The 24856-nt window shown below is 60.5% G+C and carries 27 protein-coding genes; 19 read left to right on the top strand and 8 right to left on the bottom strand.

Annotated features, from left to right (window positions below; translation table 11 throughout):
* Positions 1 to 118: 118 nt before the first annotated feature.
* The 5 genes from fabF to AC0JZ8_RS17075 form a co-directional block, all read right to left on the bottom strand.
* On the bottom strand, positions 119 to 1381 hold the full coding sequence (fabF, locus tag AC0JZ8_RS17055) for a beta-ketoacyl-ACP synthase II (RefSeq protein ID WP_062453337.1): 1263 nt from the start codon (positions 1379 to 1381) through the stop codon (positions 119 to 121).
* A gap of 118 nt (positions 1382 to 1499) precedes the next feature.
* Positions 1500 to 1736 (bottom strand): acyl carrier protein, encoded by a 237-nt coding sequence (locus AC0JZ8_RS17060; RefSeq protein WP_006727438.1) that lies wholly within the window; start codon positions 1734 to 1736, stop codon positions 1500 to 1502.
* A gap of 283 nt (positions 1737 to 2019) precedes the next feature.
* Positions 2020 to 2757, bottom strand: a complete 738-nt coding sequence (gene fabG, locus AC0JZ8_RS17065; RefSeq protein WP_471893008.1) for a 3-oxoacyl-[acyl-carrier-protein] reductase — start codon at positions 2755 to 2757, stop codon at positions 2020 to 2022.
* Between the two features lie 16 nt (positions 2758 to 2773).
* Positions 2774 to 3733 (bottom strand): ACP S-malonyltransferase, encoded by a 960-nt coding sequence (fabD, locus tag AC0JZ8_RS17070; protein WP_471893009.1) that lies wholly within the window; start codon positions 3731 to 3733, stop codon positions 2774 to 2776.
* Positions 3734 to 3841: 108 nt separating this feature from the next.
* Entirely contained in the window at positions 3842 to 5143 is a 1302-nt protein-coding gene (locus AC0JZ8_RS17075) for an Nramp family divalent metal transporter (RefSeq protein WP_471893010.1), read from the bottom strand.
* A 213-nt stretch (positions 5144 to 5356) separates the two neighbouring features.
* On the opposite strand from AC0JZ8_RS17075, the gene AC0JZ8_RS17080 reads away from it, so the two are divergent.
* Together AC0JZ8_RS17080 and AC0JZ8_RS17085 are read left to right on the top strand one after the other, a co-directional pair.
* Complete coding sequence (locus tag AC0JZ8_RS17080) at positions 5357 to 6400, top strand: aldo/keto reductase (RefSeq protein ID WP_430256371.1); 1044 nt, start codon at positions 5357 to 5359, stop codon at positions 6398 to 6400.
* Positions 6401 to 6485: 85 nt separating this feature from the next.
* Positions 6486 to 6740: a hypothetical protein gene (locus tag AC0JZ8_RS17085; protein WP_062453342.1), complete on the top strand. Its 255-nt coding sequence runs from the start codon at positions 6486 to 6488 to the stop codon at positions 6738 to 6740.
* A gap of 77 nt (positions 6741 to 6817) precedes the next feature.
* Here the strand turns inward: AC0JZ8_RS17085 and AC0JZ8_RS17090 are convergent, their stop codons facing one another.
* A complete protein-coding gene (locus tag AC0JZ8_RS17090) occupies positions 6818 to 8320 on the bottom strand; it encodes a Dyp-type peroxidase (RefSeq protein ID WP_471893011.1) in 1503 nt (500 codons plus the stop codon).
* A 361-nt stretch (positions 8321 to 8681) separates the two neighbouring features.
* Between AC0JZ8_RS17090 and rpsF the strand changes: the two genes are divergently transcribed.
* The 5 genes from rpsF to AC0JZ8_RS17115 all read left to right on the top strand — a co-directional run bounded on the left by rpsF (position 8682) and on the right by AC0JZ8_RS17115 (position 12931).
* Positions 8682 to 9149 carry a 30S ribosomal protein S6 gene (gene rpsF, locus AC0JZ8_RS17095; RefSeq protein WP_062453344.1) on the top strand — a complete coding sequence of 156 codons (468 nt, stop codon included), beginning with the start codon at positions 8682 to 8684 and terminating at the stop codon, positions 9147 to 9149.
* Between the two features lie 23 nt (positions 9150 to 9172).
* On the top strand, positions 9173 to 9421 hold the full coding sequence (gene rpsR, locus AC0JZ8_RS17100; RefSeq protein WP_062453345.1) for a 30S ribosomal protein S18: 249 nt from the start codon (positions 9173 to 9175) through the stop codon (positions 9419 to 9421).
* 164 nt (positions 9422 to 9585) lie between these two features.
* The gene (locus tag AC0JZ8_RS17105) at positions 9586 to 10563 is read left to right on the top strand and encodes a DUF2232 domain-containing protein (protein ID WP_062579851.1); all 978 of its coding nucleotides are present in this window, start codon (positions 9586 to 9588) and stop codon (positions 10561 to 10563) included.
* A gap of 20 nt (positions 10564 to 10583) precedes the next feature.
* Positions 10584 to 11162: a 50S ribosomal protein L9 gene (gene rplI / locus AC0JZ8_RS17110; protein ID WP_062579849.1), complete on the top strand. Its 579-nt coding sequence runs from the start codon at positions 10584 to 10586 to the stop codon at positions 11160 to 11162.
* 266 nt (positions 11163 to 11428) lie between these two features.
* Complete coding sequence (locus AC0JZ8_RS17115; protein WP_062579847.1) at positions 11429 to 12931, top strand: replicative DNA helicase; 1503 nt, start codon at positions 11429 to 11431, stop codon at positions 12929 to 12931.
* Between the two features lie 93 nt (positions 12932 to 13024).
* Here AC0JZ8_RS17115 and AC0JZ8_RS17120 read toward each other — a convergent pair whose 3' ends face one another.
* Entirely contained in the window at positions 13025 to 13399 is a 375-nt protein-coding gene (locus tag AC0JZ8_RS17120; protein WP_471893012.1) for a tudor domain-containing protein, read from the bottom strand.
* 255 nt (positions 13400 to 13654) lie between these two features.
* On the opposite strand from AC0JZ8_RS17120, the gene alr reads away from it, so the two are divergent.
* The 8 genes from alr to AC0JZ8_RS17160 all read left to right on the top strand — a co-directional run bounded on the left by alr (position 13655) and on the right by AC0JZ8_RS17160 (position 20684).
* Complete coding sequence (gene alr / locus AC0JZ8_RS17125; RefSeq protein ID WP_471893013.1) at positions 13655 to 14821, top strand: alanine racemase; 1167 nt, start codon at positions 13655 to 13657, stop codon at positions 14819 to 14821.
* A 77-nt stretch (positions 14822 to 14898) separates the two neighbouring features.
* Positions 14899 to 15156, top strand: a complete 258-nt coding sequence (locus AC0JZ8_RS17130; protein WP_062453351.1) for a ribbon-helix-helix domain-containing protein — start codon at positions 14899 to 14901, stop codon at positions 15154 to 15156.
* A gap of 47 nt (positions 15157 to 15203) precedes the next feature.
* Entirely contained in the window at positions 15204 to 15449 is a 246-nt protein-coding gene (locus AC0JZ8_RS17135) for a type II toxin-antitoxin system RelE/ParE family toxin (RefSeq protein WP_471893386.1), read from the top strand.
* A 4-nt stretch (positions 15450 to 15453) separates the two neighbouring features.
* Positions 15454 to 16857 carry a DNA repair protein RadA gene (gene radA, locus AC0JZ8_RS17140; RefSeq protein WP_062453352.1) on the top strand — a complete coding sequence of 468 codons (1404 nt, stop codon included), beginning with the start codon at positions 15454 to 15456 and terminating at the stop codon, positions 16855 to 16857.
* A gap of 154 nt (positions 16858 to 17011) precedes the next feature.
* Complete coding sequence (locus tag AC0JZ8_RS17145; protein ID WP_062579839.1) at positions 17012 to 17599, top strand: CvpA family protein; 588 nt, start codon at positions 17012 to 17014, stop codon at positions 17597 to 17599.
* A 135-nt stretch (positions 17600 to 17734) separates the two neighbouring features.
* Positions 17735 to 19237, top strand: coding sequence for an amidophosphoribosyltransferase (purF, locus tag AC0JZ8_RS17150; protein ID WP_062579838.1), 1503 nt, complete (start codon positions 17735 to 17737; stop codon positions 19235 to 19237).
* An 83-nt stretch (positions 19238 to 19320) separates the two neighbouring features.
* Positions 19321 to 20061, top strand: coding sequence for an SDR family NAD(P)-dependent oxidoreductase (locus AC0JZ8_RS17155; RefSeq protein WP_113111103.1), 741 nt, complete (start codon positions 19321 to 19323; stop codon positions 20059 to 20061).
* 41 nt (positions 20062 to 20102) lie between these two features.
* Positions 20103 to 20684, top strand: coding sequence for a DedA family protein (locus AC0JZ8_RS17160; RefSeq protein ID WP_062579834.1), 582 nt, complete (start codon positions 20103 to 20105; stop codon positions 20682 to 20684).
* A 21-nt stretch (positions 20685 to 20705) separates the two neighbouring features.
* Here the strand turns inward: AC0JZ8_RS17160 and AC0JZ8_RS17165 are convergent, their stop codons facing one another.
* Positions 20706 to 20933, bottom strand: a complete 228-nt coding sequence (locus tag AC0JZ8_RS17165; RefSeq protein ID WP_062453357.1) for a hypothetical protein — start codon at positions 20931 to 20933, stop codon at positions 20706 to 20708.
* A 357-nt stretch (positions 20934 to 21290) separates the two neighbouring features.
* Between AC0JZ8_RS17165 and cysS the strand changes: the two genes are divergently transcribed.
* The 4 genes from cysS to pip all read left to right on the top strand — a co-directional run bounded on the left by cysS (position 21291) and on the right by pip (position 24793).
* Positions 21291 to 22688, top strand: coding sequence for a cysteine--tRNA ligase (gene cysS, locus AC0JZ8_RS17170; protein WP_471893014.1), 1398 nt, complete (start codon positions 21291 to 21293; stop codon positions 22686 to 22688).
* Between the two features lie 136 nt (positions 22689 to 22824).
* A complete protein-coding gene (locus tag AC0JZ8_RS17175; RefSeq protein ID WP_471893015.1) occupies positions 22825 to 23337 on the top strand; it encodes a GFA family protein in 513 nt (170 codons plus the stop codon).
* The gene (locus AC0JZ8_RS17180) at positions 23334 to 23837 is read left to right on the top strand and encodes a GFA family protein (protein WP_471893016.1); all 504 of its coding nucleotides are present in this window, start codon (positions 23334 to 23336) and stop codon (positions 23835 to 23837) included. The genes AC0JZ8_RS17175 and AC0JZ8_RS17180 overlap by 4 nt, the downstream gene beginning before the upstream one ends.
* A complete protein-coding gene (gene pip / locus AC0JZ8_RS17185; RefSeq protein ID WP_471893017.1) occupies positions 23834 to 24793 on the top strand; it encodes a prolyl aminopeptidase in 960 nt (319 codons plus the stop codon). The genes AC0JZ8_RS17180 and pip overlap by 4 nt, the downstream gene beginning before the upstream one ends.
* The last annotated feature ends 63 nt before the right edge of the window (positions 24794 to 24856 follow it).

The raw sequence follows: 24856 nt of genomic DNA on the forward strand, positions 1-24856 counted from the left end.
CCTCGACTCTGGACTTTCAACCGGCTGTTTGGCCAAGCAATACGGCAAAAAGCAGGTTCGGAAAATGATATCGGCCGGACTGTCGAAGTCCAGCCGAGAAGCGAAGGCCGAATGCGCGTCAGGCTTCGTAGCGCTTGAGCACCAGAGACGCGTTGGTACCGCCGAAACCGAAGGAGTTCGACAGCGCCACGTTGATTTCGCGCTTGCGCGCGGTATGCGGAACAAGATCGATCACAGTGTCGACATCAGGGTTGTCGAGGTTGAGCGTCGGCGGCGCGATATTGTCACGGATCGCCAGTGCGGAGAAGATGGCTTCGACAGCGCCGGCTGCACCGAGAAGGTGACCGATCGCGGATTTCGTCGACGACATGGAGACCTTGGAGGCCGCATCGCCAACCAGGCGTTCGACAGCACCGAGTTCGATCGTGTCGGCCATGGTCGATGTGCCATGCGCGTTGATGTAGTCGATGTCGGATGCGCCAAGACCAGCGCGCTTCAGGGCCGACGTCATGCAACGGAAAGCACCATCGCCGTCTTCGGAAGGAGCCGTGATGTGGAAGGCATCGCCGGACATGCCGTAGCCGACGACTTCCGCGTAAATCTTGGCACCGCGCGCCTTGGCGTGTTCGAGCTCTTCCAGCACGACGATTCCGGCTCCCTCACCCATCACGAAACCGTCACGGTCACGATCATAGGGGCGCGAGGCGCTTTGCGGGTCGTCGTTGCGAAGGGTCGACAGCGCCTTGCAGGCAGCAAAGCCGGCCAGCGCGATCCGGCAGATGGGTGATTCGGCACCACCGGCCACCATGACCTCCGCGTCGCCCAGCATGATCAGCCGGGCGGCATCGCCAATCGCATGCGCACCGGTGGAACAGGCGGTGACGACCGAATGGTTCGGGCCGCGCAGCTTGTGCTTGATCGAGACCTGTCCGGAGACAAGGTTTATCAGGCGGCCGGGAATGAAGAACGGCGAGATGCGGCGCGGGCCTTTGTCTCGCAAAGTGTAGCCAGCCTCGACGATACCCTCGAGACCACCGATGCCGGAGCCGATCAGGACGCCGGTCTCGATCTGGTCCTGGTCGGTCTGCGGGTGCCAACCGGCGTCGGCCAGCGCCATGTCGGCGGCGGCAACACCATAAAGAATAAATGGATCGATCTTGCGCTGCTCTTTCGGCTCCATCCAGTTGTCGGCATTGAATGTGCCGTTGGAACCGTCGCCGACCGGAATGCGGCAGGCGATTTTGGCCGGAAGATCTTCGACTTCAAATTCGGTCACGACCCGGGCGGCGTTGTCGCCGGCCAGCAGACGTTGCCAGCTGACTTCCGTTCCGCATCCCAGAGGAGATACCATGCCGGTACCGGTGATAACGACACGCCTCATCGCCAGTGCCCCACCCTGTAGTAGTATTGTCAGTTAGTTGCTGAAACGGCCCGAACAAGCGGGCCGTCATGAGAGATCGCGGCCTCGCAACGAGGCGCGCGTCCCGAATATGGTTCGATCAGGCCTGAGCCTTTTCGATGAACTTTACAGCGTCGCCGACCGTCAGGATCGAGTCAGCTGCATCGTCCGGAATTTCCACGCCGAATTCTTCTTCGAACGCCATGACCAGTTCGACCGTATCGAGCGAGTCCGCGCCGAGGTCGTCGATGAAGCTAGCGCCTTCGACAACCTTTTCGGCGTCGACGCCGAGATGATCAACAACAATTTTCTTAACGCGTTCTGCGATATCGCTCATGTCGGTTTCCTCGACCTTTTGTCTTCTCGAATGCCTGAATGGCATCCGTATCCTGTTAATACCTGCCGCCGGCACTTCATGGTGCCGATGCGGGCAAACCCCTTCGCCCCTCTTCAGGTTCCAGTCACATGCTCACGCATTATGACGCCCTGAATTTCGGGGTGACTTCGTGTAGTCAAGGCCCGCTTAACACGGTTTCCGTGCTACGCAAAGCCAGAATCTGTTCCGCCGCACAGCCGCCAACAGCCGATTTTACTCGGATTTGCTGCGCCCGTGCCCCGGATTAGATCATCGCCATACCGCCATTGATATGCAAGGTCTGTCCAGTCACATATCCCGCTTCATTCGAAGCGAGGTAAAGAACAGCGGCGGCAATGTCGGATCCGGCGCCCATCCGCTTCATCGGAATGGCACCCATGATGGCGTCTTTCTGCTTGTCGTTGAGCTTGCCGGTCATGGCGCTCTCGATAAAGCCTGGCGCGACGCAGTTGACCGTCACGTTGCGCGTGGCGATTTCCTGCGCCAGCGACTTCGAGAAGCCGATCATGCCGGCCTTGGAGGCGCAATAGTTGGCCTGGCCCGGATTGCCGGTGACGCCGACGATCGAGGTGATGTTGATGATGCGGCCGAAGCGACGGCGCATCATCGGATGGGTCAGCTCGCGGGTCAGGCGGAACACGGAGGTCAGGTTGACTTCAAGGACTGCGTCCCAGTCCTCGTCGCTCATGCGCACGAACAGTCCGTCCTTGGTGATGCCCGCATTGTTGACGAGAATGTCAACGCCGCCGAGTTCCGCTTCCGCCTTTTCACCGAGCGCCTTGACCGCGGCGCGGTCGGAAAGATTGGCCGGAAAGATGTGGACGCGATCGCCGAGTTCGGCAGCGAGTGCTTCCAGCTTCTTGACGCGAGTGCCGTGCAGGCCGACGGTTGCGCCCTGCGCATGCAGCATGCGGGCGATTTCTTCGCCGAGGCCGCCGGTGGCGCCGGTGACGAGGGCCTTGCGGCCGGTCAGGTCAAACATGTTGAATTCCTTCTCTTCAGCCGAGGATGGCAGCCAGCGCCGCGTCAATATCGGCCGGGGTGTTGAGGGCTATGCCAGAGATATTCTTGTCGATGCGGCGGGCAAGACCCGTCAGCACCTTGCCGGAACCAATTTCGTAGAGCGTCGTCACGCCATTGGCGCCGAACCACTCGACGGTTTCGCGCCAGCGCACCTGTCCGGTCACCTGCGCCACCAGCAACGTCGCGATTTCGTTCGCGTCGGTGACCGGCGTTGCGCGCACATTGGCGATGACAGGCACGACCGGATCGTTTTTCTGGACGGTGTCCAGCGCATGGCGCATGGCGTCGGCCGCCGGCGCCATCAGGTCGCTGTGGAAGGGTGCAGAGACCGGCAGCATGATCGCGCGCTTGGCGCCTTTTTCGGTCGCCAGAGCCGCTGCTTTCTCGACAGCAGCCTTCGAGCCGGAAATCACCAGCTGGCCGCCGCCATTGTCGTTGGCGATCTGACACACGCCTTCCGACTTCGCCTCCAAACAGATCGCTTCGACATCGGCGTGGTCGAGGCCGATGATCGCAGCCATCGCGCCCTGACCGACCGGAACGGCGGACTGCATCGCGTCACCGCGAATGCGCAGGAGCCTTGCCGTATCGGACAGAGAGAACGTGCCGGCTGCACAGAGAGCCGAATATTCGCCGAGCGAATGGCCGGCGACGAAACCGACCTTTTCGGCGAGAACGAGGCCACGGGCTTCGAGAACGCGCATCGTCGCGATGGAAACGGCCATGAGGGCCGGCTGCGCGTTGGCGGTCAGCGTCAACGTTTCTTCCGGCCCGTTCCACATTGTTTCGGACAGTTTCTGGCCGAGCGCCTCGTCGACTTCATCGAACACGGCACGGGCTTCGGGAAAGGCGTCGGCCAGTTCCTTGCCCATGCCGACGGCCTGGCTTCCCTGACCCGGGAATGTGAATGCGATACTGCTCGCCGGACTACTCATAAGGTCGTTTCCTTTCCCTATTTTTGCCCTTTCCATTCACATTCCCGCCTTGCAAGTCAAGGGTTTCGGGCATTTACCCCGCTTTTGGCCGGTGCTTACCCCCTGTTATCAGCCCGAAATCAGGCTGATCACTTCGTTGACGCAAAGAACGACGAACAGCAGCGCTGCAGCGCCGAGCAGGCCGTTCGACAGCCAGCCATTGCGCCATTCCTTCGGGACGCGGGCAGAGTTCAGCAGCCAGATCAACGTGACCGCCAGGAACGGCATGAAGAAGGCTCCGAGCGCGCCATAGATGATGACGAGCGTGAACGGGCGGCCGAACCACAACAGCGACATCGGCGGGATCGTCAGCCAGAACAGGTAGAACTTGAAGGCCGGCGTCTTTTCCAGTCCCTGCCGCGAGCCACTGGTTTCGCCACGCACGGTGCGGACGAAATCCGCAAACAGCAGCGACACGCCATGCCAGACGCCGAGGATGGAGGAGATCGTGGTGGCAAAGAAACCGACCAGGAAGGCCTTTGCGACAAACGGACCGAACCGCTCCTGGAGCACCGCGTCGAGATCGAGCAGCCCGCGGTCACCGGTCGAGAGCGCGATCTGCGCCGTGTAGAGAAGCTCGGCGCCGACGATCAGCATGGCGATGACGAAAATGCCGGTCATGATGTAGGCGACGCGATTGTCGAGGCGCATGACGCCCATCCAGGACGGGGTGCGCCATCCCTTGGCATTCACCCAGTAGCCGTAGGACGCCATTGTGATGGTACCGCCGACGCCGCCGATCAGGCCGAGCGTGTAGATGGCCGAACCCTCGGGAATGGTCGGGATCAGACCGGTCAGCGCATTGCCGACATCAGGCACGACGAGGATGGCGATGCCGACGACGATGGTGAACATGATGGCGATGAAGATCTTCATCACGGTCTCGAAGACTTCGTAGTTGTTGAAGGCAACGAAGGCCGCGCAGACGAGGCCTGAGATCATGGCCCAGGCCCAGAGCGGCAGGAACGGGAAGAGAGCCGCCAGCGGCAGTGCCGTCGCGCTCATGGCGGTAGCGCCGTACACGAAGCCCCAGATCATGATGTAGATGCCAAAGTACCAGCTCGTCCATTTGCCGAGCGACCGCCAGCCGTCGAGCATGGTCGAACCGGTAGCGAGGTGATAGCGGGCCGATCCCTCGGCAAGCGCAATCTTGACGATACAGCCAATGACCGCTGCCCAGAGTAGCGCATAGCCGAAACGCGAGCCGGCAATCAGCGTGGCGATCAGATCGCCTGCGCCGACGCCGGTAACGGCAACCACGATACCGGGACCGATCAGTTTCCATCGACCCGTCTTCGGCGGTTCGCCGGCGTCAGGAAACCCCTTGTCGTCGTATTGTGTCGTCTTATGCTGCGTCGCGTTATTGACCATTCAAAATGCCCTCCAAAAAATTTGTTCTGCGCCAGACGCAAATCCGGCCGCAAAATTGCCGTATCGGGAACAAGTTGGAAAAAATTCTCTCCCGTCCAGCAAACTCTTGATAAATTTTACGCTACCGACGCGCGAAACCGGCACCGATCTGCTCTTGCACTGCGTCAAATCCGATCTAAAGTCCGGCCACTTTTTCAGACGGGATCGATCTTTATGAAATACAATAAACTGGGCCGCACCGACCTCTCCGTTTCGGAGATCTGCCTGGGCACGATGACCTGGGGAACGCAGAATTCCGAGGCCGAAGCCCATGAACAGATGGACTATGCCTTCGACAACGGCATCAACTTCTTTGATACGGCCGAACTCTACCCGACGACGCCTCCGGGTGCCGAAACCTACGGTGACACGGAAACGATCATCGGCACCTGGCTACAAAAGAGCGGCAAGAGACAGGACCTGATCCTCGCCTCCAAGATCGCCGGCAGCGGTCGCTCCTACATTCGCGACGGCCGCCCGATTACACGCGAGACGATCCGTGAAGCACTCGACGCAAGCCTCTTGCGCCTCAAGACGGATTACCTCGACCTCTACCAGATCCACTGGCCGAACCGCGGCACGTTCCACTTCCGCAATTCCTGGAAGTTCGATGCGTCGAAACAGGATCGCGAACAGGCACGCACGAGTTTTCTGGAAAAACTCGAAACGCTCGGCGAACTGGTGAAGGAGGGCAAGATCCGCGCGATCGGGCTTTCCAACGAAAGCACCTGGGGCACGATGCGCTATCTCGATGTGGCAGAGGAGAAGGGTCTGCCCCGCGTCGCGACGCTGCAGAACGAATACAATCTTCTCTACCGCCAGTTCGATCTGGATCTTGCAGAAATGTCCCATCACGAGGATGTCGGCCTCCTCGCCTATTCGCCGCTCGCAGCCGGTCTGCTTTCCGGCAAGTATCAGGGCGGCGCGCGTCCCGACGGCTCGCGCGGCTCGATCAACCAGGATCTCGGCGGTCGCCTTCAGCCGCGGCAGGAGCCGGCGGTCAAGGCCTATCTCGACATCGCCAAGAAACACGGCCTCGACCCGTCTCAGATGGCGCTCGCCTTCTGCCTGACGCGCCCCTTCATGGCCTCCGTCATCATCGGGGCTACGACGATGGACCAGTTGAAAACCAACATCGCCGCTACCGACGTGACGCTGTCGGATGAGGTTCTGAGAGAGATTGCCGCGGTCTATCGCGACTATCCGATGCCGATCTGAGGTCGCGACAGATTGCGGATGACCGGCTGAAACACGCTGTCGTCATCCGCAAACTTGCGCTATTCCTTCCGGCGGAGGACAAGCCATGATCGACATTCCAAGGCCCGGAAGCCCGTTCCACGAGGCCTATCTGGTCGCAGCCGCGCAATGTGGTCAGCTGCCGATTACCGAGATATCCGACACGAACGAGAACTGCATCGTCAGCTCGATCGCCTGGATCGCCATGCGCGACCAGGTCAGGGCGGACCGGACCTTCGTGGCGGAGGCTGGATTTCCGCTCGCCGTTCTGCTCGCCGTGATTGCAGTGGTGCGATACTGGAAAAGCCGGGCGGCGCGGTAGGTCAGCATAAAGGTGGCCGGAACGATAAGTCCCGGCCGCCGGATATATCTCTGTCGCCGCTCAATCGCTCGGCTATTTTACGACAACTCAGCCGGCGGGTTTGCGATCAAGGATGGTGCCGACTGAAGGAAGCTGATCGATGGAGCGAAGAAGTACTCGCCGCCCATCAAGGTCACCGTCTGCACGAAAACCATCACGCCGACCTTTTGTGGCTGACTATGGCCATCGATCCATTCCTTTTCAGACGGATCGCCACTGTTTGCGACCTGGCTGATGATGAAATCGACACCTTTCTTCGCCGGAACCGCCGGCTGGAATGGAAACGACGTATTGTTCGCCCAGGCACTCTGGGTGAACTCGAACTGCTGATTGACGTCGGCCATGTAAGCCATGAAAATAAGACCGACTCCCTTGTCTGGCTCATCTGAAAAATCGGGTGCCCGATCGCCATAGGTTATGCCTCGGCGCGCCATGATATGCGAGCGCTCGAATTCGTCGCCCGGCGTGCGCGGATTGGTCTTCCTGACATGCGCTCGAACGGGACATTTCAGCCCGACCGGGTCGAGTGTGTAGTCGAAGTCATTGGTTGGCGCGCCCGCCACTGGACCGCTCTGCAGTGCCGGTGTTCCGTCCTCGAAGCGACCGACAACCATCGCACCCGCGCGGTCCTCATCGGGGTTCTGTGGATCCACCGACTGCGCAAGCAGACGTTCCCTCTGCTTGGACAGCTTCACGTTCTGCTCGAGCTTGCGGTAGACGAAATAGCTGCCGCATGAAAATGTCGTGGGATTGCCCGGATCCGATACGACAAACTGGGAGGCCTTGAACTCCTCGTCCCATTTGCCGCGCGGTTTGGGCATTCCATTGTTGTCGAGGAAGTCTTCGGTCAGAAACAATGGCTGGCTGATGCCATCGACATAGCCGAAATGCTCGATGCCTTCGCCTCGAACATCGCCGCCCGCCTGCTTGCGCCTCTGCGCCAGGCCGATGTCCGAACCCAGAACCGTTGCGCCGTGCTTTGCGAAAACCTTCTGCAACGCGCTGTAGGAATTGCCCACAAGTGAGGCCTGTTCGTCTGCAATCAGAACCATGGCGTCGGGGTCGTCCTTGGCGCTGTCCCAAGCCTCACCCTTTTCCCAGTGCTCCTTTTCCGGATCATTGATTGGAGGACCGGCAAACGGAAGCGGCATCGGATTGAGCCGTCCGCGGTTCCGCATTCCGGCCCTGAATGAGGCATCGGCGGGAATGTTGGCATCCGGCAAACTAAGGGCTGCATACCCTTTTGCGCTGAGGAAGACGCTGACGACCGTTCCGCCGCCGAGTTTCGTTGCCTTGAATGCTTCTGCCTCGCGCAGTTGCGTCAGCGCGGATGTCGTCACGAACGAAAGATCCCGCAGCAGGCCGGCGACCGCATCAGACTTCATGCCAGCGAAACTGAGAAAGACATTCTTGGTATGATCTCTGCCGTGCCCCTTCAGGATATTGGCCTGCAGGTCCGACAAAAGCGAAAGAAGATCCGCATCCGACGTCCAATTTTTCCAGGTGATGGTAGTATTCAAAATAGTATCGAGCTTAGCCATGCCTCCTGCTCCTCTTGGCAAAGGGTCGAATTGACCCGAACCCAAATTACAACCCAAGGTGCTATTAAGTCCATTCAACTATTTTTGCGAGCGTCGAACCCCTCCCCCTTGCCTTATCGTCAAAAATCCGTATAAGCCGCCTTGTTCGAAACACCCGGTCTTCTGGCTGGTGGCTGAACGGAGGGTAGGTCGCGTGAGCGGCCGTAGGAACGAAAAGCGTTCCGGCCTCCCGTGTCTCCGCTCTCGACCGTCTCGATACAACAGCTTTTCTTGCCTGGGCTTGCCCCATTCCAAGAGCAGTCGTTGAGGCTTAGCCGCCGAACCCGGGTGACAAAACAACCGCAAGAAAGGCAAAGCTTACATGGCTCTTTATGAACACGTATTCCTTGCTCGACAGGATATGTCCGCACAGCAGGTTGATGCCCTCGTAGAACAGTACAAGGGTGTCCTCGAAGCAAATGGCGGCAAAGTCGGGCGCGTAGAAAACTGGGGCCTCAAGTCCCTCACATACCGCATCAAGAAGAACCGCAAGGCGCATTACGCCCTTATGGACATCGACGCACCGGCAGCTGCCGTGCACGAGATGGAACGCCAGATGCGCATCAACGAAGACGTTCTTCGCTACATGACGCTTGCCGTCGAGAAGCACGAAGAAGGTGCGTCTGCAATGATGCAGAAGCGCGACCGTGACGACCGCCCTCGCCGTGATGGCGACGACCGTGGTCCTCGCCGCGACTTCGGCGATCGTGGCCCGCGCCGCGATTTCGGCGATCGTCCCCCGCGTGAAGGTGGTTTCGAGCGCGCACCGCGCCCGCCACGTGACGCTTAATCGGTTCGAAGGAGAAAACACCAATGGCTGACTCATCCTCCTCCGCGGCACGCCGTCCGTTCCACCGCCGTCGCAAGACCTGCCCGTTCTCGGGCGCGAATGCACCGCGGATCGACTACAAGGACGTTCGTCTTCTGCAGCGCTACATTTCCGAGCGCGGCAAGATCGTACCTTCGCGTATCACGGCCGTTTCCCAGAAGAAGCAGCGCGAACTGGCCCAGGCCATCAAGCGCGCCCGCTTCCTCGGCCTGCTGCCGTACGTTCTGTCCTAATCTGATATTGGACCTGCCGGCTGTCAAAGCCGGCAGGTCCATCTTCCCTTCCGCGTTGGGCGCGGATCGGCAAAACCAAAACCCCATGTTGGGGATCAAGGCCATTGCGACATCCGTCCCGGCCTATCCCCTAACTGCTTGATGTGGCAGGACAGCGAGACAAAGTGACGAACAAGTTCCAGACAGTGCTGCCGACCGGTATCCTTGCCGGTGTTATCGCCACCGTGCTTGTCATGGGTGCGAGCGCACAGTCGTCGTTTGCCTCCATCCTCTATGCAGCGTCCGCTCTTCCCATCCTGATTGCCGGCCTCGGCTGGGGCAATCGCGCCGCCATCGTCGGCGTTGTCACGGCCGGCGTGCTTGGTGCACTTCTCGTGTCGCCGATGTTTGCGCTGGCCATGGCGGTGTTCACGCTGATACCCGCCGGCTGGTTGTCGCATCTTGCCAATCTTGCCCGTCCCGCCTCCGAACTCGGCGGCCCGGACAATCTGATGGCCTGGTACCCGATTTCCGACATTCTGCTGCATCTCTGCGGCCTCGTCACGATTGCCGTCATCGCGCTTGGCTTTGCGATCGGCTATGGCCCGGAACTGATCGACCAGATGGTCGATGCGATGACGACAGCGCTCCAGGCGCAGGAGCCCACCCTCGCCCCCGATGTCGCGAGCCTTTCCCAGACCAAGTCGCTGCTGGTGCTGATGCTGCCGATGTTTCAGGGCGGCATCTGGGTGACGCTGCTGTTTGCGGCCTTCTATATCGCGGTACGCGTCGTGTCGCGGTCCGGCCGGGCGGTTCGGCCGCGCGAGGACATGCCGTCGGCGCTGCGCATGAACCGCAATGCCATCTTTATCTTTCTCGCCGGCACCGTGATGACTTTCTTCGGCGGCGCTCCGGCGATGATCGGCGCGGTCGTCTGCGGCACGTTCGGCGCCGGCTTTCTCATGGCGGGCTATGCCTCGCTTCACTTTCGGACACGCGACAAGGACTGGCGCCTGCCGGTTCTCGTCCTCTGCTACCTGTCGTCGATGCTTATCCTGCCGGCGATCGCCATTGTCGTGCTGGGTCTTTCCGACACACGCCGCACCATTGCCCTGACGCCTGCAAAACCTGCAGACGGCAGTGACGAACCACCTACGAATTGAAACTTGAAAGGAACCACAACATGCAAGTCATTCTGCTTGAACGCGTGGCCAAGCTTGGCCAGATGGGCGAAACGGTAAAGGTCAAGGACGGCTTTGCCCGTAACTTCCTTCTGCCGCAGGGCAAGGCGCTGCGCGCCAACGAAGCCAACAAGAAGCGCTTCGAATCCGAGCGTGCAACGCTTGAAGCCCGTAACCTGGAGCGCAAGGGCGAAGCCCAGACCGTTGCCGACGCGCTTGACGGCAAGACCTTCGTGATCGTCCGCTCGGCTGGCGAAACCGGCCAGCTCTACGGTTCGGTCGCTGCCCGCGACATCCTCGAGGCACTGGCTGCCGAAGGCTTCAACGTCGGCCGCAACCAGGTCGATCTCAACACCCCGATCAAGGCAATCGGCCTGCACAAGGTCGTTCTGCACCTGCATTCGGAAGTCGAAACCGAAATCGCCGTCAACGTTGCCCGTTCCGCTGAAGAAGCCGAGCGCCAGGCCAAGGGCGAAAGCCTCACCTCGGCTGACGCCATCTACGGCGTCGACGAAGACGCGCTTCGTCCGGAAGACTTCTTCGATCCGGACGCAGACGGCAACGCTGAAGACGACGAATAAGCCGTCATCATCTAACCAGTTCGAGAAACGCCCGGGTCATCAGCCCGGGCGTTTTTTTGTCTTCTTGGGCTATACTGATGCGACCAATGACTGAGTCGCAGCGAAACACAGTCAACCGGATTCATCGTTTCACTGCGTTCTTTCTGGCACCGGCAAAATGGCGCTGTGGATAGCTGTGGAAAAGCCGCTGGGGCAAAAGGCCGGTTTCAGCACGGCGCATTTACCAGTAGAACCGGCAACTTCGACGGACAGGACGGACAGAGATCATGAACGAAGTCGCGCGCAACATCGCATCGCTGAGCAACAAGGATGCAGCGCCGCACTACCGTGAGGCTCCCAACAACATCGAAGCCGAGCAGGCGCTGCTGGGTGCGATCCTCGTCAACAACGACGCCTATTACCGCGTTTCGGACTTTCTGAAGCCCACCCATCTCTACGAGCCGCTGCACCGCAAGATCTTCGAAGTGGCGGGCGACATCATCCGCATGGGCAAGACCGCCAACCCGGTCACCATCAAGAATTTCGTGCCCGCGGACGAGAAGGTCGGCGACATGACGGTGGCGCAGTATCTCGCCCGGCTTGCCGCCGAAGCCGTGTCGATCATCAATGCCGAGGATTATGGCCGGGCGATCTACGATCTGGCACTGCGCCGGGCGCTGATCACCATCGGCGAGGACGTCGTCAACATCGCCTATGACGCGCCGCTCGACATGCCGCCGCAGAGCCAGATCGAAGATACCGAGCGTCGCCTGTTCGAGCTTGCCGAAAACGGCCGCTACGACGGTGGCTTCCAGTCGTTCAACGACGCGGTGGCGCTGGCGATCGACATGGCCGGCCAGGCCTTCGAGCGCGACGGCCATCTGTCCGGTATTTCCACCGGCATCATGTCGCTGGACGGCAAGATGGGCGGGTTGCAGCGGTCCGACTTGATCGTGCTTGCCGGTCGTCCAGGCATGGGCAAGACCTCGCTTGCCACCAACATCGCCTATAATATCGCAGCATCTTACGAGCCTGAGGTGCAGCCGGACGGATCGATGAAAGCCAAGAACGGAGGCGTCGTCGGTTTCTATTCGCTCGAAATGTCGTCCGAACAGCTGGCGACCCGTATCATCTCCGAGCAGACCGAAGTGTCCTCGTCCAAAATCCGCCGCGGCGACATTACCGAGGCCGATTTCGAAAAGCTCGTCGCCTGCTCACAGATGATGCAGAAAGTGCCGCTGTTCATCGACCAGACCGGTGGTATCTCGATCGCCCAGCTCTCTGCCCGTGCGCGCCGCCTCAAGCGCCAGCGCGGCCTCGACTGCCTCGTGGTCGATTATATCCAGCTGATGACGGGGTCGGGGAAATCCGGCGAGAACCGCGTTCAGGAAATCACCCAGATCACCACCGGCCTGAAGGCGCTCGGCAAGGAACTCAACGTTCCCATCATCGCGCTGTCGCAGCTTTCGCGCCAGGTGGAAAGCCGCGAGGACAAGCGCCCGCAGCTTTCCGACCTTCGCGAATCAGGCTCGATCGAGCAGGACGCCGACGTGGTTCTTTTCGTGTTCCGCGAGGAATATTACGTCAAGAACTCAGAGCCGCGCGATATGGCCGATCCGAAATACCCGGAATGGGAACAGCTGATGGACAAGGTGAAGGGGACGGCCGACGTCATCATCGCCAAGCAGCGCCACGGACCAACCGGCACCGTCAAGCTCGCCTTCCAGGCGGAATTCACGCGGTTTGCAGATCTGGCCGAACCAAGCTTCACGCAATACGAAGAGCATTGATGAGCTCATTGCGGCACAAGTCTCTGTGATAAGATGGTCAATGCCCGCCGCCGCAAAGCGGCCGGCATCGACCAGTTTAGGGTCGCTGATCGACTACTGGGTCCGGCAGCGTCCGGTCCCGGTGCTTTCCTTGTCGCCGTCATCATAGGCGATCCCGATTTTCTCGCCTGCCAGCGCGGTGATCTTGCCCGGGTACCAGTCGCCGGCGCCCTTGTAGTTGCATTCGACCTTCATGCCGATCATCCAGTCGTACGGCCGCACCGCGCTCGAAGCCACCGTTTCCCGGTCACCGTCATCGTAGCGGATGGTAACGCTGCCGCCGCCGATCTTTTCGATAACACCCGGAAACCAGTAACCGGCACCCTTATAGTTGCCGAGAACCCAGTCGCCCTTCGTCTGCGCCAAGGCTGCAGACGCGCCGGAAGCAAGAAAGCTTGCTGTCAATATGACTGAAAGTACATTTTTCACATTAGTCTCCCGAAATATATTTCCGCCCTCCCCCTGCCCAATGACGCGGGGAAATTCAATTATTTGAACAGTAAATCTGATACACAATACAAACTGAACACTGAATTAATACGTTGTGGATGTGTCCGTTTTTATCAGATTGCTTGGAATGCCGGAAAAAAGCGTGCAGCGCGCAAAATCTCGCCCATATGTCTTTTTCCGGCCGTGGAAACGGGTAAGGATTGGCGACGATCCGATCCATTCTGCTGAGCGCTCATGACAGATTTCGACGACGACACCCTGCCTTTCGACGAATTCGATATCGCCCCTGCCCGGCTGACCATCGATCTCGTAGCGCTTGCCGACAACTGGCGGGAGATGGCTGATCTCTCCGGCAATGCCTCGACTGCGGCCGTGGTCAAGGCGGATGCCTATGGTCTCGGTCTCGAGGATTGCGGTACGGCGCTTTACGAGGCCGGCGCGCGCGATTTCTTCGTGGCCGTGGTTCAGGAAGGTGTGACGCTTCGAACCTATGCGCCCGATGCCCGCATCTATGTCCTGTCAGGCGTCTGGCCCGGTCAGGAAGGGACGTTCTACGAACACGGGCTGGTTCCGGTCCTCGTCTCCGAAGAGCAGCTTAGCTTCTGGATGGCGGTGACCGCAGAACACGGCGATCACCCTTGCGCGCTGCATATCGATACCGGGTTCAACCGGCTCGGCATTCCGCTTGAGGACGCGCTCGCCTTTGCCGACGACGTGTCGCGGCCTGCGAGTATTTCGCCCGTCCTCGTTCTGTCGCATCTGCACAGCGGCGATACGCCCTCCTCATCCTTCAACCGCCAGCAGCTTGAATCATTCCAGAAGGTTGCGGCGGCTTATGAAGGCATTCCGGCAAGTCTTGCCGCTTCTTCCGGCATCATGCTCGGAGCCGAGTACCATTTCGACCTCACCCGTCCAGGAATTGCCGTCTATGGCGGCGAGGCCGTCGGCGGCGTCAGCAATCCGATGCGGCCGGTGGCCAAGGCCGAGGCGCGCATCATCCAGATCCGCAGCGCCAAGACCGGCGAAACCGTCAGCTATGGCGGCACACACCGGCTGACCCGCGACAGCCGGCTGGCGATCGTCGCGGCGGGCTATGCGGATGGCTACAAGCGGTCGCTGTCGGGCTCCGGCGTTCCGATCCGCGACAGCATTCACGAAGGCGGTTTCGGTTTCATCGCCGGCCACCGCGTGCCGGTCGTCGGGCGCGTCACCATGGACCTGACGATCTTCGACATCACCGACGTGCCGCAACGCGATGTTCGCACCGGCGATTATATCGAGCTGTTCGGTCCCAACATGCCGCTCGACGAGGTGGCCCGGGCGGCCGGCACGATCGGCTACGAACTCCTCACCAGCCTCGGATTGCGATACGAGCGGCGGTATCTTTACGCCGACGAGTGAGAACGCAAGCGCATGCGGAGATCCCCCTCTTTCGCGGGCGATATCTTCGTGCTAAATGAGAACAAAAGGAGATCGAAATGACCGAGATCCATCTCAATGACGAGGCTCTGGCGTTTATCGAAGAGCAGGTGAAGACGGGCGCTTATGAAAGCGCTGAGGATGTCGTCGCGGCGGGACTAAGCCGTCTTGGAAGCGAAGACGAGCTCTTGAGGACGATGATCGCCGAGGCGGATGCCCAGCTGGAGAGAGGCGAGTTCGTGCGTTTCGACAATGCCGACACACACGCGGATTCGATCATCGAACGGGGGATGCGCATATTGAACCGAAAGAGCTGATTTACTCCCCGCTGGCCGATCAGGATCTCCTCGACATATTCCTGTACATCGCCGTCGACGATCCGGTCGCGGCCAGCCACTTCGTACGAGATCTTACTCGAAAGGCGCAGTGGATTGCCTTCACCGGTTTTCCAGGTTCGCCGCGCGATAATCTCTCACCCGGTCTCAAAGCACTCCCATACCGCAAGCGCTGTATCTACTTCCGCCGAGCGGAAACGGCAGTCCGCATCGTCCGGGTCCTGCACGGCCATCAAAACCTTCATCCCGACCTCTTCAAGACTGACGAAACCTGATCTCATGGCAAAACCTAAAACTCAATTCGTGTGCCAGAACTGCGGCACGGTGCATAGCCGCTGGGCGGGCAAGTGCGAAGGCTGCGGCGAGTGGAATACGATCGTCGAGGAAGATCCGATGGGCGGCATCGGCTCCGGGCCTGGCAAGGTGCCGAAAAAGGGCCGCGCCGTGACGCTGACGGCTCTTTCCGGTGAAACCGAGGAAGCACCGCGCATTCATACCGGCATTTCCGAACTCGACCGTGCCACCGGCGGCGGCTTCGTGCGCGGGTCGGCGGTGCTGATCGGCGGCGATCCGGGCATCGGCAAGTCGACGCTTCTGATGCAGGCGGCAGCCGCCCTTTCGCGTCGCGGTCATCGCATCATCTATGTATCCGGCGAAGAAGCCGTCGCTCAGGTTCGCCTTCGGGCCCAGCGGCTGGGTGCTGCCGATACGGAAGTGCTTCTGGCGGCCGAAACCAATGTCGAGGACATTCTCGCCACGGTGTCGGAAGGCAAGCGGCCGGATCTCGTCATCATCGATTCGATCCAGACGCTGTGGAGCGATACGGCCGATTCGGCGCCGGGCACCGTCACCCAGGTGCGCACCGGCGTGCAGGCGATGATCCGCTTTGCCAAGCAGACGGGCGCTGCCATGGTTCTGGTCGGCCATGTCACCAAGGAAGGGCAGATCGCCGGCCCGCGGGTGGTCGAGCACATGGTCGATGCCGTGCTTTATTTCGAGGGTGACCGGGGCCATCATTACCGCATCCTGCGCACGGTGAAAAACCGGTTCGGGCCGACCGACGAGATCGGCGTGTTCGAAATGTCCGACAAGGGTCTGCGCGAGGTCACCAACCCGTCGGAACTGTTTCTCGGCGAACGCAATGCCAAGTCGCCAGGGGCTGCCGTCTTTGCCGGTATGGAAGGCACGCGGCCGGTTCTGGTCGAGGTTCAGGCGCTGGTGGCTGCCACCTCGCTCGGCACGCCGCGCCGCGCGGTGGTCGGGTGGGATTCGTCGCGTCTCGCCATGATCCTTGCGGTTCTCGAAGCCCATTGCGGCGTGCGTCTCGGACAGCACGACGTCTATCTGAACGTCGCCGGCGGTTACCGCATCTCGGAGCCGGCCGCCGATATGGCGATTGCCTCAGCGCTTGTTTCTTCGCTTGCCGGCATCGCTCTTCCGGCCGACCATGTGTTCTTCGGAGAGATCAGTCTTTCCGGCGCGGTGCGCCCCGTCTCGCAGACCGCGCAGCGATTGAAAGAAGCCGAAAAGCTCGGCTTTTCCGGCGCCATGCTGCCGGCCACATCCGCCGAGTTGCCGAAGGGTTCCAGCGCCCGCTGGACGATGATCGAAGACCTGCCGGATCTGGTGTCGCGCATCGCCGGTTCGGTCAAAAAACTGGGGAAGCAGGAGGAAGATGATTGATCTTCCGTTAACGCCACGGCTGATGTAAGACACGCGCTCGACGCTCTGGATCAGGCTGGGAACTCCACCCTCATCTAGGCACGAAAACGGCTGGCCCACATTGGCTTCACCAAGACGGCAGGCATGCAACGGCAGGTTCTGGAGTAGAGTTTACATGCCCATCACCATCTTTGACGGTATTGTCATCGGCGTCACCCTGTTTTCGGCCGTGCTTGCCATGGTTCGCGGTTTCTCCCGCGAAGTTCTGTCGATCGCAAGCTGGGCCGGCGCCATTGCCGCCGCCTACTATCTCTACCCGCTGCTTGTCCCTTACGCGGAAAAGTACACATCCGATCACCGCATCGCCATTGCCGGTTCGGCCGGCGTCATCTTCCTCGTGGCGCTGATCATCATCTCCTTCATCACATCCAGAATTGCCGACTTCATCATCGACAGCCGCATCGGTGCGCTCGACCGCACGCTCGGCTTCCTGTTCGGAGCTGCCCGCGGCATCTTGCTTCTCGTCGTGGCCGTTGCCTTCTGGAACTGGCTGGTCGCTGAAAGTGCCCAGCCGACCTGGGTCACCAACGCCAAGTCGAAGCCGTTCCTCGATACGCTGGTCGGACGCCTCGAAGCCGTGCTGCCAGCCGATATCGAGCCGCAGATCCGGGCCCGTATCCTCGGCAAGGAAGAAGCACCTGTGGATGGCGCTGTTGGTACCGACCAGACGCCGGCCGAAGACGCACCGGTTACAAATAATTGACGCTGTGTTGCGCTTGATGCAGCGCACACCATCACCATTTGTGGTAACATTCGAAATCTGATGATAGACGGGCTGGTCTCCGGGGGAAATCTCCCCCGGCCAGCCTTTCCATTTTTCCTGAAAGGGTACGGCCAGATGCAGCAGCCGGGATCGCAAACATTCGATGTCAACCGCTCCAACGTATGGGACGAAGACACCCTTCATGAAGAATGCGGCGTCTTTGGCGTCCTCGGCCACCCGGATGCGGCAACGCTGACGGCGCTCGGCCTGCATGCCCTGCAGCATCGCGGTCAGGAAGCCGCCGGTATCGTCTCGTTCGACGGTTTGCGCTTCCATTCGGAGCGCCGGATGGGCCTGGTCGGCGATCACTATACGGACCCGGTCACGCTCGCGAAGCTTCCCGGCAATATCTCGATCGGCCACAACCGCTATTCAACAACCGGCGAAGTCGCTCTTCGCAACGTCCAGCCGCTGTTTGCGGAACTGGAAGTCGGCGGTATCGCGATTGCCCACAACGGCAATTTCACCAACGGTCTCACGCTGCGCCGGCAATTGATCGCCGGCGGCGCCATCTGTCAGTCGACATCCGATACGGAAGTCGTCCTTCACCTCATCGCGCGCTCGCGCTACTCCTCCACCGCAGACCGCTTCATCGATGCCATCAGGCAGATGGAAGGCGGTTATTCGATGCTTGCCATCACCCGCACCAAGCTGATCGCGGCGCGTGATCCGACCGGTATCCGTCCCCTCGTTATGGGCGAACTCGACGGCAAGCCTGTGTTTGCCTCTGAAACCTGCGCGCTCGACATTATCGGTGCCAAGTTCATCCGCGACGTCGAAAACGGCGAAGTGATCATCTGCGAGATCCAGTCAGACGGCTCGATCTCGATCGATGCCCGCAAGGCCGGCAATGGCCAGCCGGAGCGGCTCTGCCTGTTCGAATACGTCTATTTCGCTCGTCCCGATTCCGTTGTCGGCGGTCGCTCGGTCTATGTGGCGCGCAAGAACATGGGCATCAACCTCGCCAAGGAAGCGCCTGTCGAAGCTGATGTCGTCGTGCCTGTTCCCGATGGCGGCACGCCGGCAGCTCTTGGGTACGCCCAGGAGAGCGGCATTCCGTTCGAATACGGCATCATCCGCAACCATTATGTCGGTCGCACCTTCATCGAGCCCACTCAGCAGATCCGCGCTTTCGGTGTGAAGCTGAAGCATTCGGCCAACCGGGCGATGATCGAGGGCAAGCGCGTCGTGCTGGTCGACGATTCGGTCGTGCGCGGCACCACGTCTCTGAAGATCGTCCAGATGATCCGCGATGCCGGCGCCAAGGAAGTTCACCTGCGCGTCGCAAGCCCGATGATCTACTATCCCGATTTCTACGGCATCGACACGCCGGACCGTGAAAAGCTGCTGGCCAACCAGTACGACAGCCTCGAAGCGATGTGCAAATATATCGGCGCGGACTCGCTCGAATTCCTGTCGATCAACGGGCTTTACCGCGCCGTCGGCGGCGAAGACCGCAACGATGCACGGCCGCAGTTCACCGACCATTATTTCACCGGCGATTACCCGACGCGTCTTCTCGACAAGGACGGCGAAGCGGTCGGCCGCAAGGTGTCGCTTCTGGCCAGCAACGGCTGAATGGTTTTCAATCGATCATGAACGTTTTAGAAGGCTGCGGGAACGCGGCCTTCTTTTTTGGTCGCGACTGGCAGGATGGAACAATGACGATCGACTTGAAGGGTAGGATTGCGCTGGTGACCGGCGCCTCGCGCGGCATCGGTTACTTCACGGCACTGGAGCTGGCAAAGGCCGGCGCGCATGTGATCGCCACCGCACGCACCGTCGGCGGGCTGGAAGAGCTGGACGACGCGATAAAGGCTGCAGGCGGCTCGGCAACGCTCGTGCCGTTCGATCTCACCGACATGGAGGCGATCGACCGGCTGGGTGCCTCGATCTTCGAACGGTGGGGCAAGCTCGACATCCTCGTCGCCAATGCCGGCATTCTTGGTACGATTTCGCCGCTCGGGCATATCGAGGCGAAAGTGTTCGAAAAGGTGATGCTGACCAACGTCACCTCGATGTGGCGGCTGATCCGCTCCGTGGAGCCTCTGCTGGTGCGATCCGATGCGGGTCGCGCCCTGCTCTTCTCGTCAGGCGCTGCCGCAAAGGCCCCGGCTTTCTGGGGTGCCTACGCGATCTCGAAATCGGCTGTGGAAACCATGGGCCGCATCTGGGCTGCGGAAAACACGCACACGACGCTCAAGGTCAACATGGTCAACCCGGGCGCCACGAGGACCGCGATGCGGGCGCAGGCCGTGCCTGGCGAAGATCCGGAGACACTGCCGCATCCGTCGGAGGTGGCGCAGAAGATCCTCTTCCTCGCCTCGCCAGAGCTTACCGACAGTGGCCGCATGTTCGTGGTGCGCGAAAACCGGTTCGTCGATTTCAGAATGCCGGAGTAACCGGATAGACCGACAGCCCGGACGTTTGGGGGAATCTAGTCATGAGCCTGGAACAGTTGATCGGTGAGTATGGACCGGTGGCCGTGTTTCTGGGAGCGGCTGTCGAGGGCGAGACGGCAGCGTTTCTCGGCGGCGTGATTTCCCACCGCGGCCTCATGCCCTACTGGCAGGCCGCGGCGGGTGCCTTCTTGGGATCGCTGATCGCTGACCAGGCGCTGTTTTTTGCGGGCCGCCATGCAAACCGCTTGGCAATCGTCCAGCGGATGATGCGGGTAAAGGCTGCAGAACGCGTCCGCACCCTGCTTGCGGCGCATCCGACGGGCTTCATCCTCTCGTTCCGTTTCGTCTACGGCATCCGCACCGTCAGTCCCTTGATGATCGGACTTTCCGGCATCTCGCCTCTTCGCTTCTTCTTTCTCAATCTCATCGCCGCATTCGTCTGGGGCGTCGGTATAACGGCGATCGGGTACCTGTTCGGCAACGCGGTCGAGGCGCTGTTTGGACATTTGAGACTGCATGTTCACATGCTCGCAGCCCTCGGCGTAATCCTTGTTGCGGTTGCCGTCACCGCATTCCTGGCGCGCAAGACGTTGGCACGCGTGTGGGCGGGAACCCGGAATTAGGTCGCACGCCGTTCGGACATCTCAGTTGCTCGTGAGAGCCGAATGGGTGCTGAGCACCTTTTCGAGAAGAACATCGTCGTCGCGCACGCCGAGCTGGTAGAAGCGGATTGCCATGGCCGCCAGCCTGGCGGCGGACGGATCGTGCCTGGAGCGACCGGTCATCCAGCGCGCGACGTTGTATATTCGCGCCAGCCGTTCCAGCTCACCCGGATCAAGCGGCTTTCCCACGAAGGTCGTTCTTACGTCCATGACCCTGCCTCCCACTCTTCATCAGTGATTTCTAATATTAGGCAGAATGGACAAAACGCAAAACACAGGTTTTGGTTAAGATTAACCGGTAACTAAACGCGGGCGGTGAAAACCTCTTTTCAACAGCTTTTTCGATGGGATTTCGGACCGGGAACGCATCAGCAAATCTCTTGACCAAACAGTGGCCTCGCGCCATAAACGATGGATGAACACGGCGATTTCCATCTGCGGGATCATTATTCGCTCAGCGTAAAGCGCTGGCCTGGCCGTTTTCGTCTCTCGAAAAGCTTTGAAGACAAACGCTCTGGTCCGCTCGCCATAGATGCATGCGACGTCAGGATGTTGGGAGATTTTTCGATGAGCGTCACGCTCAAGCTATACAATACCTTGATCCGCGCGAAGACGGCGTTCGAGCCCATCGATGCCGACAACGTCCGCATGTATGTCTGCGGCCCGACGGTCTACGATTTCGCCCATATCGGTAACGCCCGGCCGGTGATCGTGTTCGATGTGCTGTTCCGGCTGCTGCGGCACGTGTATGGCGACGCCCACGTGACCTATGCGCGCAACATTACCGACGTGGATGACAAGATCAACGCCCGGGCGCTGCGCGATTTTCCGCATCTTGCGCTCAACGATGCGATCCATGCGGTGACCGAAAAGACGGCAAAGCAGTTCCACGACGACGTCGCGGCCCTTGGCTGCCTTGAGCCCAGCATCGAGCCGCGCGCCACGGACAATATCGCGCAGATGATCGCTATCATCGAAAAGCTGATCGGCAACGGCAACGCCTATGTCGCCGAGGGCGAAGTGCTGTTCGACACCAAGTCGATGGCCGATTACGGCCAGCTTTCCAAGCGTCCGCTGGATGAGCAGCAGGCGGGTGCGCGCGTCGCTGTTGATGCGCACAAGAAGAACCCGGGTGATTTCGTGCTGTGGAAGCTTTCCTCCCACAACGAACCCGGCTGGGACAGCCCCTGGGGACGCGGTCGCCCCGGCTGGCATATCGAATGCTCGGCGATGAGCGGCCGCTATCTCGGAGAAGTCTTCGACATTCATGGCGGCGGGCTGGACCTGATCTTTCCGCACCACGAAAACGAGATCGCCCAGTCGCGCTGCGCCCACGGCACGGACGTGATGGCGAATGTCTGGATGCATAACGGCTTCGTGCAGGTCGAAGGCCGCAAGATGTCGAAGTCCGCCGGCAATTTCATCACCATCAACCAGTTGCTGGATACCGATACGTTCGGCGGTCGCAAGTGGCCGGGCCAGGTGCTGCGCCTCGCCATGCTGATGACGCATTACCGGGAGCCTATCGACTTCTCGATCAAGCGCATCGAAGAGGCCGAGCGGCTTCTCGCCAAATGGCCGGCCGTCGACCTTGCCGAGATCCCTGAGGGCACGGAGCCCTGCCCGATCGTCCTCGAGGCGCTCGCCGACGACCTCAACACGGTGGCCGCGATCCAGCGCATCCATGCGTTGGCGCAGGAAGCCAATGCCGACAAAACGCTGCTGCCAATGTTTGCCGCCAGCGCCGCCCTTCTCGGCGTCGCGCCGGAAAAGACGGAAGTGGACGGGGCGCTAGCGGAAGCGGTCGATGCACTTGTCGCGCTGCGTCTCGAAATGCTGAAAGCGAAGAACTTCGCCGAAGCCGACCGCATTCGTAACGAACTGGCAGCGAAGGGCATCCAGCTGAAGGATGGCAAGAACGCCGAGACCGGTGAACGGACGACCGCCTGGGAGGTCAAGCGCTAACGCTTGCCGCCTTGGTGCGGTGGTCCTATGCTTTGCGCACGGGACCACCTTAGGACGGGGAAGACGATATGCGTGCAGACTGCAAGGCTGATCCTGTGGGCGATAGCGGCGGCCAGACCATTCTACGAGGCAATGCATGACCACCCATGACATTCATACCGGCGGCTGCCAGTGCGGGGCCGTGCGGTTTCGCCTCGAAGGCAAGCCCGACCATGTCTCGATCTGCCATTGCCGCATGTGCCAGAAGGCGTTCGGCGGCTATTATGCGCCCCTCGTCTCCACCCGCGGCACCGGCTTTTCCTGGACGCGCGGACAGCCGAAATATTTCGCGTCTTCAAACCATGTGCGGCGCGGCTTCTGCGACAATTGCGGCACGCCGCTGACCTATGAGGCGGCGGATGGCATTGCGGTCTCGGCCGGTGCTTTCGACGATCCATCGGCGCTGCCGCCTTCGGTACAATACGGCACCGAGGGCAAGGTGGGGTTCGTGGATCATCTGCACGCCTTGCCCGGGCACGATACGATGGACGATATCGACGAGGCGCCTTTCCTCAATGATATCGTTTCCAACCAGCATCCGGATCACGATACACAGGTATGGCAACCAGTTGCCGGCATCGGCGGAATGACCAAGGAGGACGACGCATGAGTGAGACGGAAAAAGCCGGACAGCCAAGAACCGGCGGGTGCCAGTGTGGTGCCGTTCGTTTCAGGATCAACGGACAGCTCGGCCGTGCCTCCATCTGCCATTGCCGGATGTGCCAGAAGGCGTTCGGCGGGTTCTTCGGACCGCTTGTCGCAGCACCGCAGGACAGTGCGGAAACCGGGGTCGAGTGGACCCGCGGGGAGCCGAAATACTTCCAGTCCTCGATCAATATCGACCGCGGCTTTTGCGGGGAATGCGGCACGCCGCTGACCTACCGCACGCCGACCAGCCTCGATATCGCGATCGGCGCTTTCGACGAGCGCGACGACCTGATGCCGCAGGTGCAGGTCAACCACTCCTTCCGGCTTCCCTGGGTGGAGACGATCTTCGACGCTCCCGTGCATGGCGATACGGACTACTATTCGAAGCAGGAGCAGATCATCTCCTTCCAGCATCCCGATCACGATACGGAAAACTGGCCGGCGAAAGGTCTGCATCTATGACGGAAGTGCTGCGCACGCTCTATCCCGCAACGACCGCCTATGACACCGGCATGCTCGATGTCGGCGATGGCCATTCGATCTATTTCGAGCGGCATGGCACGAAGGGCGCAAAGCCTGTCGTCTTCCTGCATGGCGGCCCGGGCGGTGGCATCACGCCGATCCAGTCGCGACTGTTTGATCCTGAACTCTACGACATCCTTCTGTTCGACCAGCGCGGCTGCGGCAAGTCGACGCCGCATGCAAGCCTTGAGGCCAATACGACCTGGCATCTGGTCGCCGATATCGAGCGGCTGCGCGAGATGGTCGGCGTCGACAAGTGGCAGGTGTTTGGTGGATCCTGGGGTTCGACGCTCGGCCTCGCCTATGCTGAAACCCATCCCGAGCGGGTGAGCGAGCTGCTGCTGCGCGGCATCTATACGCTGACGAAAGCCGAGCTCGACTGGTACTACCAGTTCGGCGTCTCGGAAATGTTTCCCGAAAAATACGAGGCGTTTCTCGCGCCGATCCCCGAGGACGAGCGCCACGAGATGATGGCCGCCTATCATCGTCGTCTGACAGGATCAGACACGGCAGCGCAGCTTGAGGCGGCCAAGGCCTGGAGTATCTGGGAGGGATCGACGATCACCCTGCTTCCCGATGCGGCGCTGACCGAAGGCTTCGGCGAAGACCATTACGCCATCGCCTTCGCGCGCATCGAAAACCACTTCTTCATGAATGCCGGCTGGCTTGACGAAGGCCAGCTGCTGCGTGATGCGACAAAACTCAAGGGCATTCCGGGCATCATCGTGCACGGCCGTTACGACATGCCCTGCCCGCTCAAATACGCCTACCAGTTGTCGAAGGTCTGGACCGACGCAGATTTCCACATCATCGAAGGCGCTGGACATGCCGTATCGGAACCGGGGATTACGGATCAACTGATCCGGGCGACGGATCGGTTTGCGGGGAAGGCATAAATGCGAAAGCTTGCGGGGCGTCTCGCCCCGCATTCGGCTCCCGCCAACTTCTCCCTGCGGGCG

The organism is Velazquezella soli (assembly GCF_977018685.1).